General features: G+C 69.0%; 11 protein-coding genes and 3 pseudogenes. 6 read left to right on the top strand and 8 right to left on the bottom strand.

What is annotated here, in order from left to right:
* Nucleotides 1-81: 81 nt before the first annotated feature.
* The 4 genes and pseudogenes from VQ02_RS01170 (at nt 82) to VQ02_RS35235 (ending at nt 2587) form a co-directional block, all read left to right on the top strand.
* Nucleotides 82-1158 (top strand): L,D-transpeptidase family protein, encoded by a 1077-nt coding sequence (locus tag VQ02_RS01170; RefSeq protein ID WP_048442324.1) that lies wholly within the window; start codon nt 82-84, stop codon nt 1156-1158.
* A gap of 34 nt (nt 1159-1192) precedes the next feature.
* Entirely contained in the window at nt 1193-1915 is a 723-nt protein-coding gene (locus VQ02_RS01165) for a cytochrome c biogenesis CcdA family protein (protein ID WP_048442323.1), read from the top strand.
* 310 nt (nt 1916-2225) lie between these two features.
* Nucleotides 2226-2297: pseudogene (locus VQ02_RS39955) on the top strand (helix-turn-helix domain-containing protein); the annotation flags it as partial.
* 8 nt (nt 2298-2305) lie between these two features.
* On the top strand, nt 2306-2587 hold the full coding sequence (locus tag VQ02_RS35235; protein ID WP_083468970.1) for a zinc ribbon domain-containing protein: 282 nt from the start codon (nt 2306-2308) through the stop codon (nt 2585-2587).
* A 154-nt stretch (nt 2588-2741) separates the two neighbouring features.
* Here VQ02_RS35235 and VQ02_RS37990 read toward each other — a convergent pair whose 3' ends face one another.
* The 8 genes and pseudogenes from VQ02_RS37990 to rpoH form a co-directional block, all read right to left on the bottom strand.
* Complete coding sequence (locus VQ02_RS37990; RefSeq protein WP_167350692.1) at nt 2742-2912, bottom strand: hypothetical protein; 171 nt, start codon at nt 2910-2912, stop codon at nt 2742-2744.
* Between the two features lie 12 nt (nt 2913-2924).
* Nucleotides 2925-3866 (bottom strand): cation diffusion facilitator family transporter, encoded by a 942-nt coding sequence (locus VQ02_RS01160; RefSeq protein ID WP_048442322.1) that lies wholly within the window; start codon nt 3864-3866, stop codon nt 2925-2927.
* 44 nt (nt 3867-3910) lie between these two features.
* On the bottom strand, nt 3911-4444 hold the full coding sequence (locus VQ02_RS01155) for a hypothetical protein (RefSeq protein ID WP_048442321.1): 534 nt from the start codon (nt 4442-4444) through the stop codon (nt 3911-3913).
* A gap of 5 nt (nt 4445-4449) precedes the next feature.
* On the bottom strand, nt 4450-7707 hold the full coding sequence (locus tag VQ02_RS01150) for an efflux RND transporter permease subunit (RefSeq protein WP_048442320.1): 3258 nt from the start codon (nt 7705-7707) through the stop codon (nt 4450-4452).
* A gap of 11 nt (nt 7708-7718) precedes the next feature.
* Complete coding sequence (locus VQ02_RS01145; RefSeq protein WP_048442319.1) at nt 7719-9083, bottom strand: efflux RND transporter periplasmic adaptor subunit; 1365 nt, start codon at nt 9081-9083, stop codon at nt 7719-7721.
* 134 nt (nt 9084-9217) lie between these two features.
* Nucleotides 9218-9592: a hypothetical protein gene (locus VQ02_RS01140; RefSeq protein ID WP_048442318.1), complete on the bottom strand. Its 375-nt coding sequence runs from the start codon at nt 9590-9592 to the stop codon at nt 9218-9220.
* Between the two features lie 577 nt (nt 9593-10169).
* A pseudogene (locus VQ02_RS35230) lies at nt 10170-10334 on the bottom strand (transposase); the annotation flags it as partial.
* Nucleotides 10335-10475: 141 nt separating this feature from the next.
* Entirely contained in the window at nt 10476-11372 is an 897-nt protein-coding gene (rpoH, locus tag VQ02_RS01135) for an RNA polymerase sigma factor RpoH (RefSeq protein WP_048442317.1), read from the bottom strand.
* Nucleotides 11373-12350: 978 nt separating this feature from the next.
* On the opposite strand from rpoH, the gene VQ02_RS01125 reads away from it, so the two are divergent.
* The gene (locus tag VQ02_RS01125; RefSeq protein ID WP_083468969.1) at nt 12351-12965 is read left to right on the top strand and encodes an RNA-guided endonuclease TnpB family protein; all 615 of its coding nucleotides are present in this window, start codon (nt 12351-12353) and stop codon (nt 12963-12965) included.
* 24 nt (nt 12966-12989) lie between these two features.
* Nucleotides 12990-13145: pseudogene (locus VQ02_RS36610) on the top strand (IS3-like element ISMtsp5 family transposase); the annotation flags it as partial.
* Between the last annotated feature and the right edge of the window lie 315 nt (nt 13146-13460).

Raw genomic sequence — 13460 nt, 5'->3', positions numbered from 1 at the left:
GATTCCGCCGAACCTCAGCCACGACAACATGGCATCAACCCTTCGGGTCCAGGCTCGAACGCCGACACCAGCGAGGCCGACATGCTGAAGAAGACGACGCTCGGCCTGGCCCTCCTCCTGGCGCTGTCCGCCTGCCAGGACGGACAGTACGCGGCCTCGACTCGGCACCTGGCGCCCATTCCGCCCGCGACCCTGGCCCTGATGTCGGCCAAGGGGGTGTCGCCCGCCGACCCGATCCTCATGCGCGCCTACAAGAAGGAGTCCGAGATCGAGCTCTGGAAGCGCGGCGCGGACGGCAGGTACGCGCTCCTGAAGACGTATCCGATGTGCCGCTGGTCGGGCCAGCTCGGGCCCAAGACCCGGGAAGGGGACCGGCAGGCCCCGGAGGGCTTCTACTCAGTCACGCCTGCGTCCATGAACCCGAATTCGAGCCTCTACCTCTCGTTCAACCTCGGGTACCCGAACGATTACGACCGCTCCCTGGGACGCACGGGCGCGCACCTGATGGTGCACGGCTCCTGCTCGTCGCGGGGCTGCTTCGCGATGACGGACGAGGCGATCTCGGAGCTCTACGCCGTGGTGCGCGAGGCGTTCGCGGGCGGGCAGCGCGCCGTCCAGTTCCAGTCCTACCCGTTCCGCATGACCCCGGAGAACCTGGCCCGGCATCGGCAGGATCCGAACATCGCGTTCTGGAGGAACATCAAGGAAGGGTCCGACCGGTTCGAGATCACGAAAGCCGAACCGGTCGTCGGCGTGGCGGGCGGCCGCTACGTGTTCGACGCGGACGCCGACGGCGCCACGGCCGGCGCGGTCGCCCGGAAGCAGGCGGAAGACGAGCGGCAGGTCGCCGCCCTCGTGGCGGCCGGCACGCCGGCCATCCGGCTGGTGTACGAGGATGGTGGACAGCACCGGTCGTTCCGCGAGACCTTGATGGCGGCCGGAGGCGGGCTAGGCGAGGTGAGCCGTCCCGAGGCCCTGGCCGCAGGCCCGCGCGAGATCGCGATGCCGGCCGCCGGTCCGGTCGCCGCCACCGACAGGCGGGAGCCCACTCGCGTCGGGGCTGCGCTGAAGGCGGGGGCGTCGCCACGGCCCGCAGTAGCCGAGACGGAGCGGCGCCTTCCCAAGACATTCGCCACGGCTGGCGAGGGACGGGAATGAGCGGCCTACATCCTTCCAGTCAGGTCTGACGCCGATGGCCATAGATGCCGCCAGCGTCGGCCTCCTGGCGGCTTTCGCCGCCGGAGCCGCGTCCTTCCTCTCACCCTGCGTGCTGCCCCTGGTCCCGGGCTACGTGTCCTACGTGGCCGGCCAGTCCGCCGCCGGCGAGCGCGGCAGCCTGCGCACGCTCGGCCTGAGCCTCTGCTTCGTGCTCGGGTTCACGACCGTCTTCGTCGCGTTCGGCGCGGGAGCGAGCGCCGTCGGCTTCGCCCTGCTCGCCCACCGCGAGGCGCTGAACCTCGCCTCCGGCTTGCTGGTGATCCTGTTCGGCCTGTTCACGGCCGGTCTGCTGCGGCCCGCCTGGCTGCAAGGCGAGCTGCGCTGGCACGGCGACCCGCCGGGTCGGGGCCCCGTCGCCGCCTACCTCCTCGGGATGACCTTCGCCTTCGGATGGACCCCGTGCATCGGTCCCGTCCTCGGTGCCATCCTGGCGGTCACGGCCTCGTCGGCCTCGGGCAAGGGCGTCGTCCTGCTCACCGTCTACTCGCTCGGCCTCGGCGTGCCGTTCGTGGCCGCGGCCCTGTTCCTGTCCGGCTTCGTCGCGCGCCTTCGCACCCTGCGCTGGGTCGGACGGGCGCTTCAGGTGGCCGGCGGGGGCGTCATGGTCGCGATGGGCCTGCTGATGGTGACCGGCCGTATGACCGACATGGCCTCGCTCATCATGGAGACCTTCCCGGCGCTCGGCCGGATCGGCTGAAAGCCGGCGGCATCAGGGGGGTATGAAGCGGCCCCGGACGCCTGAGCCAGCGCGATTACTCGGCGACCTGCCGGAACGGCGCGGGGCCACCCTCCGCAGCCCTGTCCGGGCCGGCCGGCGCCGCGGCGCGCGCTCCCCCGAAGCGTCCAGCAGAAGATGTCTGGATGGTGGAGGAGCCCTGCCGAACGGGCGCATACCCCACTCTCCATAAATTGGTTTTCGCAGGGGACCGTCGCCTGAAGGCGACGGACAATGCGGAGGTCTGGTGATGCTCGCTTGACCCGTGGAACGTACCGGGCACACCAAGACCATGCAGGTCCGCTCCTACAAGTATCGGCTTCGACCGAACCAAGCGCAGACCGCCGCCCTTGATGCAATGCCGCGCGACTTCTGCAGTCTCTACAACGCCTGCCTGCAACAGCGCATCGAAGCCTACACAAGGCTGGGAGTGCCGGTGCCGAGGTCGTGCTGGTCGATCCGCGCGGAACGAGCCAGACCTGCCCCAAGTGCGGGACGCTCAAGGCCAAGACGCTCTCGACCCGAGCGCATGCCTGCGCCTGCGGGTGCGTGCTGGATCGCGACGTGGCGGCGGCGATGGTCGTGCATCACCGGGCCTTCGGTCTCGGGTCGGGACACGGCCTTCGGTGCGTCAGCGGGCGGGTTGCCGCGTAGCTGCACCGGGAAGCCGCCTGCTTCAGCGGGCGGAGTTGTCGCCAGCTCTGGTCGTTGCAGCTTGTCAGCGAAAAGAGCCGAGCGAGGCCGAAAGCAGCCCCTCGCGGCAGGTATCAGGATATCGAATTTCGACCGCTGGACCCGGCGCCCCTGATCAGGTGAGGCGGCCCAGGAGCACGAGCAGCCCGATTGCCAGGAGAACCAGCATCGCCACCTTCAGGAGGTCACGGCCCGCCCTCCTCCTGACATGCGGGCGGGCGCGCCTTCGGCCGCGCGGGTTGCTTCCCCACTGCTCCGTCAGGCGCGCCAGCTTCTTGCCTGCCATGACCGCGCCCCCTCAGACCGGAAGGCGGGCGGCCTCGGCCGCGAGCGCCTCGTCCTCCACCTGGACGGTGACGTGCTCGATGCCGTAGCGCTCCTTCACCAGGCGACGGACCGTCCGGATGAGGCCGGGGCCCGCGGAAACGTCGTCCACGACCACGTGCCCGCTCAGCGCGTCGAAGCCCGAGGTCAGCGTCCAGGCATGCAGGTCGTAGGCGCGCCGCACGCCGGGCATCGCCTCGATCTCCGCCTTCAGCCTGCCGAGGTCGCCCCCCGGGGGCGTGCCCTCCAGCAGGATGTGGAGCGCCTCGCTCAGCAGGCGCCAGGTGCGCGGCACGATGAACAGGCCGATGCCGGCCCCGACGAGTGGGTCGACCCAGCGCCACCCGGTCGCCATCACCACGAGGGCGGCGACGATGACGCCGAGCGAGCCCAGCATGTCGGAGAACACCTCGAAATAGGCGCCCCTGACGTTCAGGCTCTCGGACGAGCCGCCGGCCAGCAGCCTCATGCTGGCGAGGTTCACGCCGAGGCCGACCACCGCGACCAGCATCATCGGCCAGCCGAGGATCTCAGTCGGCTCCACGAACCGGCGGTAGGCCTCGTAGAGGATGTAGGCCGTCACCCCGAGCAGCACGACGGCGTTGGCGAGCGCCGCCAGGATCTCGAAGCGCATGTAGCCGAAGCTCTTGCCCGGCGTCGGCGCCTTGCCCGCGTAGTGGATGGCGAGCAGCGAGAGCGCGAGACCGCCGGCGTCGGTGACCATGTGCGCGGCGTCGGCCAGCAGGGCGAGGCTGCCGGTGAGGAGGCCGCCGATGATCTCCGCCAGCATGTAGGCCAGCGTCAGTGCGAGCGCCCAGGCCAAGCGGCCCTTGTTCCTGGCCGCCGCCGAACCCGTCGGGATGCCGCGTCCGTGCGAATGCCCGAGGCCGCTCCCGTGCGAGTGTCCGTGTCCCATGGTTTGCTTCCTGTGTGGCGTGACGCTTGGGCGGTTGCGCGGCCTCAGGGGCCGCCGGTGCCGATCAGGTCGGCGACGTGCCCGCCAGCCGGATGACCGGTCTCGGCGCGGTGGGTCTCGGAGCAGGCCGCGTAGCCGGGGCCGAACGCGGTCATGACCAGCTCGCGCCGCCCGTCCCCGGCATCCCGGCTCGCCAGGAGGGCCCGTCCGCCGCGCCAGACCTCGGAATCGTCCGCTGGCCCCGGGTCGGGCTCGCCGTAACGGCGGACTCCTTCTTCGCGTATGGCCCGGCGCGCCCTCGCCAGGGCCTCCCCGGACAGGGGCAGGCCCACCCAGACCACCTGCTGCAGCCCCTGCTCCCGGCATACGATCAGGAACACTTCGGCCGTTCCGGAACCGTTGGCCGGCCCCCAGCCACGGGGATAGAACAGCGCGGTCAGGTTCGCCTCGCGCTCGGCCTTGAGGGGGCGCGGCACCGCGGCGACCGGTCCCCACGCGAGGCCGAAGGGAGCCTCCTGCGCCGTCGTCGCGGACAGGAGGCCGAGCCAGAAAAGCGCCACCGGGATGCTCCGCGGCATTGCCGCTACTCGGCGGCCTGCCGGAGCGGCTCGCGCCCTCCGGCCTCGGACGACGGCGTGTCACCCGGCGCCGCGACGTCCTTCCCGCCGAAACGGGCGTAGAGGGCCGGCAGCACCACCAGAGTCAGGAGTGTGGCGCTGATCAGGCCGCCGATGACCACGGTCGCCAGGGGCCGCTGCACCTCGGCGCCGGTCTCCGTCGCGAGAGCCATCGGCACGAAGCCGAGCGAGGCAACCAGCGCCGTCATCGCCACTGGCCGCAGCCGGGTCATCGCCCCCTCCAGGATGGCCTCGCGCCGCGGCCGCCCCTCAGCCATGAGCTGCTTGATGAAGGTCAGCATCACGAGGCCGTTGAGCACCGCCACGCCCGAAAGCGCGATGAAGCCGACCGCGGCCGGCACCGAGACGGGCATGTCACGGAGCCACAGGGCGGCGATGCCGCCGGTCAGCGCCAGCGGCACGGCGCTGAACACCAGGAGAGCGTCCCGCGGCGAGCCCAGGGCCGAGTAGAGCAGCAGGAAGATCATGAAGAAGCAGACCGGCACCACGACCATCAGCCGCCGCTTGGCCGAGGCGAGGTTCTCGAACTGCCCGCCCCAGGTCACGTAGTAGCCCGGCGGGAGCTGCACCTGCGATCCGACCTTCGCCTGAGCCTCGGCGACGAGCGAGCCGATGTCGCGGCCGCGCACGTTGGCCGTGACCACGACGCGGCGCCTGCCGTTCTCGCGGGAGATCTGGTTCGGGCCCTCGGTGACGGAGAAGCTCGCCACCTGCTTCAGGAGCACCGAACTCGCCCGACCGTTCGGACCCGGCGGCAGTGGTACCGGGATGTTCTCCAGGGCCTCCCGGTCCTCGCGCACCTTGTCGGTGAGGCGCACCACGATGGGGAAGCGCCGGTCGCCTTCGAAGACGACACCCGCCTCATTGCCGCCGATGGCCGCCCCGACGACCTCCTGGATGGCCCCGGTGCTGAGCCCCAGACGGGCGGCCTCGGTCTTGTTGATCTTGATCTCCAGGAAGGGCAGGCCCGCGGTCTGCTCGACCTTCACGTCCTCGGCCCCCGAGATGCCGCGTAGGATGGCGGCGACCTGGTTGGCGGCCTTCAGCATCGGCTCGAACTCCTCGCCGAAGACCTTCACGGCGAGGTCGCCGCGGGTGCCGGCGAGCAACTCGTTGAAGCGCAGCTGGATGGGCTGCGAGAACTCGTAGACGTTGCCGGCGAGCTCGCCCACCGCCTTCTCGATCTGCTCCTGGAGCTCGGCCTTCGAAAGCCCCGGGTCGGGCCACTCCTCCTGGGGTTTGAGGATGACAAAGGTGTCCGACGAGTTCGGCGGCATCGGGTCGGTGGCGACCTCCGCGGTGCCGGTCTTCGAGAAGACGTAGGCCACCTGCGGGAACTTCGAGACGACCTCCTCGACCTTGAGCTGCATGGCCTGCGACTGCGTCAGCGAGGTCGAGGGAATGCGCGTGGCGTTGAGCGCGATGCTCTTCTCATCGAGTTGCGGGATGAACTCCGTCCCGAGCCGGGTGAACAGGATGCCCGCCCCGACCAGCAGCAGCAGGGCCGCGCCGACGAAGGCGAACGGCACCCGGACCGCGGCGGCGAGGACCGGCCGGTAGGCCGCCTTGAGGGCGCGGATGATGAGGTTGTCCTTCTCTGTCACCCTGCCGGTGATGACGATGGCGATGAGCGCCGGCACGAAGGTCAGCGACAGCATGAAGGCGGCCGCCAAGGCGATGATGACGGTCAGCGCCATGGGCTCGAACATCTTGCCCTCGACGCCCGTGAAGGTGAGGAGCGGCACGTAGACCAGGATGATGATGGCCTGCCCGTAGAGCGACGGCTTGATCATCTCCTCGGCCGAGGCCCGCACCGTCTGCAGGCGCTCCTCCAAGGCGAGCGTGCGCCCGAGCGCGTGCTGGCGCTCGGCGAGGTGGCGCAGGGCGTTCTCGGTGATGATGACCGCACCGTCGACGACGAGGCCGAAGTCGAGGGCGCCCAGGCTCATCAGGTTGGCCGAGATCCGCGCCTCGACCATGCCCGTCATGGTCATCAGCATGGCGACCGGGATGACGAGCGCCGTGATGATGGCGGCCCGGATGTTGCCGAGCAGCAGGAACAGGATGACGATGACGAGGGCCGCGCCCTCGGACAGGTTCTTGGCGACCGTGCGGATGGTCGCCTCGACGAGCAGCGTCCGGTTGAGGACGGTCTGCACCTCGACGCCTGGCGGAAGGGAGCGCCGGATCTGGTCCATCTTGGCGTCGACCGCGGCCGAGACGGTGCGACTGTTCTCGCCGATGAGCATCAGGGCGGTGCCGACCACGACCTCCTGCCCGTCCTCGCTGCCGGAGCCGGTGCGCAGGTCGCGGCCGATGCGGACCTCGGCGATGTCTCGGATGCGAACCGGAACGCCGCCCCGGGTGGTGACGAGGACGTTCTCGATCTCCTCCATGCTCTCCAGCCGGCCGGCGGCGCGCACGACGTAACCCTCGCCGTTGTCCTCCAGGTAGCGGGCGCCCTGGTTGGCGTTGTTGGCCTGGAGTGCGCGGGCGACGTCGCCGAAGGACAGGTCCAGCGCGGTGAGCTTCGTGGGGTCCGGCTGGACGTGGTACTGCTTCTCGAAGCCGCCGATGCCGTCGACCCCGGCCACGCCGCGGACGGTCTTGATCTGGGGCCGGATGATCCAGTCCTGGACCGTGCGCAGGTAGGCGGTCTGCTCCAGCTCGGTACGCAGCCGCTGGCCCTCGGGCGTCAGGTAGCTGCCGTCGGGCTGCCAGCCAGGCTTGCCCCGGTCGGAGACCTTGCGCTCGCCCGGCTTGGCGTAGTGGACCGACCACATGTAGATCTCGCCGAGACCGGTCGAGATCGGGCCCATCTGCGGCTCGGCCCCGAGGGGCAACTCGCCCTTCACCTGGGACAGGCGCTCGGCGACCTGCTGGCGGGCGAAGTAGATGTCGAGCTTCTCCGCGAAAACGGCGGTGACCTGCGAGAAGCCGTTGCGCGAGAGCGAGCGGGTGTATTCCAGGCCCTTGATGCCGGCGAGCGCAGTCTCGACCGGGTAGGTGACCTGCTTCTCGATGTCGACCGGCGAGAGCGAGGGCGCGACCGTGTTGATCTGCACCTGGTTGTTGGTGATGTCGGGCACCGCGTCGATGGGCAGCCTGGTCAGGGCGTAGCCGCCGAAGCCCGCCGCCAGCAGCGAGAGGAGCAGCACCAGCCAGCGCTGGCGGACCGAGAAGTCGAGGATGCGGCTGATCATGTCCGTTCCCCTCAGTGCTCGTGCTCGGCTTCGCCCTTGCCGAGCTCAGCCTTGAGAAGAAAGGAGTTGGCGACCGCGATCTCCTCGCCCGGCTTCAGCCCGGAGACAACCTCGTAGGAATCGTCGTCGGAGCGCCCGAGCTCGACCTCGCGCTTCTCGAAGCCCTCCTCGGTGCGCACGAAGACCACCCGTTTGCCCTCGACGGTCTGCAGGGCGGCCTTCGGGACGCGTACTTCGACCGCGTCATGCGCGATCTCGACCTCCGCGGTGACGAAGGTGCCGGGGCGCCAGGCAAGGTCGGGGTTGGGCAGGGCGACGATGACCCGGGCCGAGCGGGTGTCCGGGTTCAGGAAGGGGCTGACGAAGACGACCTTGCCGTCGGCGTGACGGCCCCCGCCCTCCTGTGCCGGGGTGACGGCGACCGGCGCGCCCTCACGCACCTTGGCGAGTTCGGTGGTCGGCACCGAGAGCTCGATCCACACGGTCGAGAGGTCGGCGACGGTGTAGACGTCGGCAGGGTCCCCCTCGCCGCCGACCTTCGTCCCGACGTCGACCTTGCGTTCGACGATGCGGCCGGCGAGCGACGAGCGGAGTTCGTAGCGGCGCAGGGTGGATTGGTTCGGCGTCGCCTCGTCGCGCTTCTGCGCGGCCGCGACCTCGGTCGCGCTCAGACCGAGGGCGGAGAGCTTCTGGCGGGCGAGGTCGACGCGCAGGGTGGCCTCCGTGTAGGCCGCCTTGGCCTGCAGGTAAGTCTGCTCGGCCGAAACCCGCTTGTCCCAGAGCGCCTGCTGCCGGTCGTAGTTCGTCCTCTCGAGCTCGGCCCGCACGGAGGCGGTGAGGTACTCGCTCTTGGCGTCGGCGACCTCACGGCTTTCGAGGACGGCGACGACCTCGTCCTTCGCGACCCGGTCTCCGAGCCTCTTGCGCATCTCCGCGACCGTGCCGACGACCCGGGCCGGGACCCGGGCGATCCGGTCGGTGTCGGGGGTGATGGTGCCAGGTACCAGAAGGTGCCGGGCAAGCGTGCCGCCCTCGACCTTCACGATGGAGATGTCCTGCCCCGAAACCTGCTCGGGACTCATCCTGATCACTCCCTTCCCGGCGTGCTCCTCGCCCGCCTCATGTCCGTGCTTCCCGTTCCCGCGGCCGTATGCGGCCGTGGAAGGTTCGGGCTTCTTGCCGTGGTCGTCGTCGTGCGCGGCCTCGGCCTCCGCGGGCTCGGGCTTGGCGGGAACGGGGCCCGCGGTGAACGCGAACAGGTCTTTCGGCAGGCCGGCAGCGGAAAGGCTGCCCTGCACGAAGCCGGTGACGGCGGGGACGGCGGCGCCGATGGCGATGCCGGCGGCCAGGAGGACCGCGAACAGGAGGATACGCATGGTGACCGCTCGACCGGGATGCCGGACGGCCTTGCTGGGCAGCCGCAGTCGATCCCGTAGGTTCAGGTGGAGGGACGGACCCGGCGCCGGGTTCGACAGCCGGACGAACGCGCCGAAGCGGGCGCGAGGTCACCTCACGCGCGGGGCGGTCGTGCCAAGCGGTCGGAAGCGATGGGGGTCGGAATCTCGGCGACCCGGGCATAGACCAGGCCTGCGAACTCCGGCGTCGGCGTGACGTCGGCAGATACCTGAAGCGGCGCCACCTGGTGGCAGCCGCAATGGAAGTGGCAGGCCAGGCCCGGGCCGGCGGCCTCGGCGGGTGCGGTCGCGTGCAGGGCCGCCATCTCGGTCAGGCCGTGGGGGCGGGAAGCATGGAACGCGAGGTCCTCCCCGACACCTGCGGCCGGGGCGACCATGAACAGTGCCAAGGCGAGCACGAGCGCGCGGGCGCCGAGCGCCCACCACTCCTGCGCCGCGAAGCGACGGCTATGCCGACCCCTGAAGTCCATTGCGGTGTTTATGCCGATTCCGGCTGAGGTGCACAAGGCCGGTCCGTCGGGCTGCGATGTCGCGCAAAGGAGTGGCGATTTCGTCTTCAGGGGCGAGAGAAACGAAGCCACGGGGGCGTCCATGGCTTCGGTGCCGTTCGAGGACGAGGATTTCACGGGACCGGGTTTCCGAACGACGGACCGCTGGAGCCCCACCGGCTCGGCATCGAGGAGATCGAGGCGAAGCCATTGCCCGACAAAAGCCCTCCCTGGTCGAGCGCCACAAGACGGCGGGGCAGGTGATCACCATGGCCAGTGACGGCGTCAACGACGCCCCGGCGCTCGCCGCGGCGGATGTCGGCCTCGCGATGGGATTGACGTGCCCCCCGTGATCTCAGCCAGCGGAGAGTAGAGTTCGGCATCCTGTGATCCGAGCCCCAACGCTGGACCGCCGGAAGCTGGAGTTTCCGGCCTTCGATCAGGGTGGCGGGCTGGGCCGCCACCGCGGTTCAGCAACGCGGTCGGCACCTTATGGCCGATCGCGCCGTGCGGCCGCTCCGTGTTGTCGTACCTGAGCCAGTCCTCCATCTTTTCCGCGGCGTCGGCAAGCGTCAGGAACGAGAACATCGTAGCGCTTCTTCCAGCCGAAGTAGGTCGCCTGGCTGATGCCGGCCTTACGGCAGATCTCCGCGACCGGCACGCCGTCGGCACCCTGCTTCAGGATGAACGCCTTCTGGGCGTCCGAGAATTTGGATGTCTTCATCGTCTTCCGCTCCTCCCAGCCGAGGGCTTCGGGCGCGGAAAACTCTAGCTCCGAACGAACCGGTTTTGTGGGCTCGGATCAAGCGCCCAGGCGACAGGCCACCCGGATCAAGGCTAGTTCGTGCACGCCAAAGGCCGGCAGTCAGGCTATCTGCAGCCGGTTCCTCAGCACCTCGCGTTGCGACACCTCGGCCAGCACCGCGTCCTGGACCTTCTCGAAGGCGCGCACCTCGATCTGGCGCACGCGCTCGCGCGAGACCCCGAACTCGCTCGACAGATCCTCAAGGGTGATCGGATCCTCGGCGAGGCGCCGCGCCTCGAAGATGCGCCGCTCGCGCGGGTTGAGCACGTCGAGGGCGTCCCGCAGGGCGGCGAGGCGGTTCTGCCCCTCCTCCTCGCGGGCGAGCACGGTCTCCTGGGTCGGTCTGTCGTCCACGAGCCAGTCCTGCCACTCGCCCTCGCCCTCCTCGCGCAGGGGGGCGTTGAGCGAGGCGTCGCCGCTGAGACGGCGGTTCATGTCGATCACGTCCTGCTCGGGCACGCCCAGGCGGGTGGCGATCTGCTTGACCTGATCGGGCTTGAGGTCGCCCTCGTCGAGGGCCGAGATGCGGCCCTTCGCCTTGCGCAGGTTGAAGAAGAGCTTCTTCTGGTTGGCGGTGGTGCCCATCTTCACGAGCGACCACGAGCGCAGGATGTATTCTTGAATCGCCGCCTTGATCCACCACATGGCGTAGGTGGCGAGGCGGAAGCCCTTGTCGGGGTCGAAGCGCTTGACGGCCTGCATCAGGCCGACATTGCCTTCAGACACCACCTCGCCGATCGGCAGGCCGTAGCCGCGATAGCCCATGGCGATCTTGGCCACGAGCCGCAGGTGGGACGTGACGAGTTTGTGGGCGGCGTCGCGATCGCCATGCTCGCGCCAGCTCTTGGCGAGCATGTACTCCTCCGTCGGCTCCAGCATCGGAAACCGGCGGATCTCGTCGAGATAGCGAGGCGGGATCCCGAACTCAGGCGAGGCCGACAAGGAGGTGTTCCCCATGATGGTGACCGCCGATGTTCATCGGCCAAGAAGCGGGGTCGGTCGAGGCCGGATCACTGTCGGCCTCGACCCCGACGCTTCGTGCTCTCACTGCAAGGGATGCTGCTGACCGAACCCGTCGAACTCCTGTCCAGGTTGACGTTGGGCCGCGGGGCAACGGAATGCCCCATGTTCAACTGGTAAAGCTTGATGTTGTCTATACCGTTCGGGCCGGCGGAGGCGGCATATGGCGTTATTGCCGTGATCGCTGCGGCAACGACGAGCGATGTCACTGGATGTCTCATATCTGCTCATCCTTACTGTAAGGCTATTTCATGTATCGTCTTGAGCAGTCGAGCTGCACGGCGAGCCTCTACATTTGTGAATACTTCTCGAGCGACAGTTGTCACGGCGTGGCACAGCGACAGCTCTCTCGAACCATGATGGCGGGCGGGCCCGGCTCTCGTACGCTCAGCCTCGCCGGAGCCGGCTCCGGCGGCTCAGCTCGGCCCCGATCGTCGCGTCAGGAGTGCGCGCCTGGCCGTTCCGGCCGACGAGTGCAGGACGGCGAGGCGCGACGTCGACCGACCTGGCGCTCTGGACGGTGTCGGGTGCTTCCAGATTGCGGTGCGGCGTCGGGCGCACCCCAGGTCGGAAGCGCAGCGGAACATTGTAGAACCGCCCGGCGAGGGCGCAACCCGCAAGTCCGTCGATCATGGCAATGCCGGAGATTACGGGGATCATCTCGCCCCTCATGACGAAATCCTTTCGGTGAGGTTCAAGCTTGCTGCTCCCGTTCTTGATTTCGGATCTGCCGCGCGAGCCGTTACATCAGCCCCGAAATTTTTCCACGTGACCATGTGGGCATTGCGTGGGGCTGCCGCATTTACCCCTCCATAATCACCTCGGCTGGGGGCCGTCGCCTTCAGACGGCGGGGGAATGCGGGCCAGACGTGATGTGAGGCTTGCAAGACAAGGAGACTGTCCTACAATCATCGCGTGTCCGTCCGCAGCTACAAATACCGGCTCAGGCCGAGCAAAGTACAAGCAGAGATGCTTGACAAAATGCTGCGCGATTTCTTCGGTCTGTACAATGCCTGCCTGCAACAGCGCATCGAAGCCTACCGTCGCTGCGGGATCGGCTTGCGATGCAGGCGGGGCGGCAGGCGTCGCCTGAAGGCCAAGGCCCGACTGGCGGCCGGATCTGCGAAGATCGCTCGCCAGCGCCGGGATCGCCTGCACAAGCTCTCGCGCTCCCTCGTGTCGCGCTACCGGGGCATCGCGTTCGAAGACCTCGACCTGACCGGGCTGAAGAAAGGCATGCTCGCCCGGTCCGTTCACGACGCCGCGTGGTCCCTCCTCGTCCAACTCGTCCGGTACATGGCTGGGAGTGGCGGTGCCGAGGTCGTGCTGGTCGATCCGCGCGGAACGAGCCAGACCTGCCCCAAGTGCGGGACGATCAAGGCCAGGACGCTCTCGCCCCGAGCGCATGCCTGCGACTGCGGGTGCGTGCTGGATCGCGACGTGGCGGCGGCGATGGTCGTGCATCACCGGGCCTTCGGTCTCGGGCCGGGGCACGGCCTTCGGTGCGTCAGCGGGCGGGTTGCCGCGTAGCTGCACCGGGAAGCCGCCTGCTTCAGCGGGCGGAGTTGTCACCGGCATCTTTCCCCCTACCGGCCGGAGCCGTCGCGGCGTCCCAGTCCGGTCGGGCCGATGCCGGAAGCAGCGCTGCTGGAGGAGATCCGCACCATCCTCACCACCAGCCTTTTCCACGGCGAGGGTCACAGCAAGGTCCGGGTCGGCGGCGCCTCAGGGTGTTCGCACCTCCATCCGTGCCGCACAGCTTCCGCCCATGGCTCTGGCCGTGCTGGCTTCAGATCGGCGTCTGAAAAACCGTAGGCGGCACACAGGGGATTCATACATACCCGGACCGATCGCGATGCCTGCCGGTGCTGCCGGCGCCCCGGCGCTCGTCGCCGCCGCTCATCTACGCGCCGAGCGCCCCTGGATGCGCCGACTGGGATGATCGGCGGGCAAAGGCCGAATTGAGTGCTCTCTGGTTCGGCCGCTGCTTACGTGCGATCAGACGGTAATTACCCAGGGGGTTCG

Origin of the sequence: Methylobacterium variabile, from assembly GCF_001043975.1 — a bacterium.
Classification (GTDB): Bacteria; Pseudomonadota; Alphaproteobacteria; order Rhizobiales; family Beijerinckiaceae; genus Methylobacterium; species Methylobacterium variabile.
This window is presented reverse-complemented; position numbering and strand designations above follow the sequence as displayed.

Coding starts and splice junctions, on each gene's coding strand:
- VQ02_RS01170 (WP_048442324.1), top strand. CDS start 82: ATGCTGAAGAAGACGACGCTCGGCCTGGCCCTCCTCCTGGCGCTGTCC.
- VQ02_RS01165 (WP_048442323.1), top strand. CDS start 1,193: ATGGCCATAGATGCCGCCAGCGTCGGCCTCCTGGCGGCTTTCGCCGCC.
- VQ02_RS37990 (WP_167350692.1), bottom strand. CDS start 2,912: ATGGCAGGCAAGAAGCTGGCGCGCCTGACGGAGCAGTGGGGAAGCAAC.
- VQ02_RS01160 (WP_048442322.1), bottom strand. CDS start 3,866: ATGGGACACGGACACTCGCACGGGAGCGGCCTCGGGCATTCGCACGGA.
- VQ02_RS01155 (WP_048442321.1), bottom strand. CDS start 4,444: ATGCCGCGGAGCATCCCGGTGGCGCTTTTCTGGCTCGGCCTCCTGTCC.
- VQ02_RS01150 (WP_048442320.1), bottom strand. CDS start 7,707: ATGATCAGCCGCATCCTCGACTTCTCGGTCCGCCAGCGCTGGCTGGTG.
- VQ02_RS01145 (WP_048442319.1), bottom strand. CDS start 9,083: ATGCGTATCCTCCTGTTCGCGGTCCTCCTGGCCGCCGGCATCGCCATC.
- VQ02_RS01140 (WP_048442318.1), bottom strand. CDS start 9,592: ATGGACTTCAGGGGTCGGCATAGCCGTCGCTTCGCGGCGCAGGAGTGG.
- rpoH (WP_048442317.1), bottom strand. CDS start 11,372: ATGGGGAACACCTCCTTGTCGGCCTCGCCTGAGTTCGGGATCCCGCCT.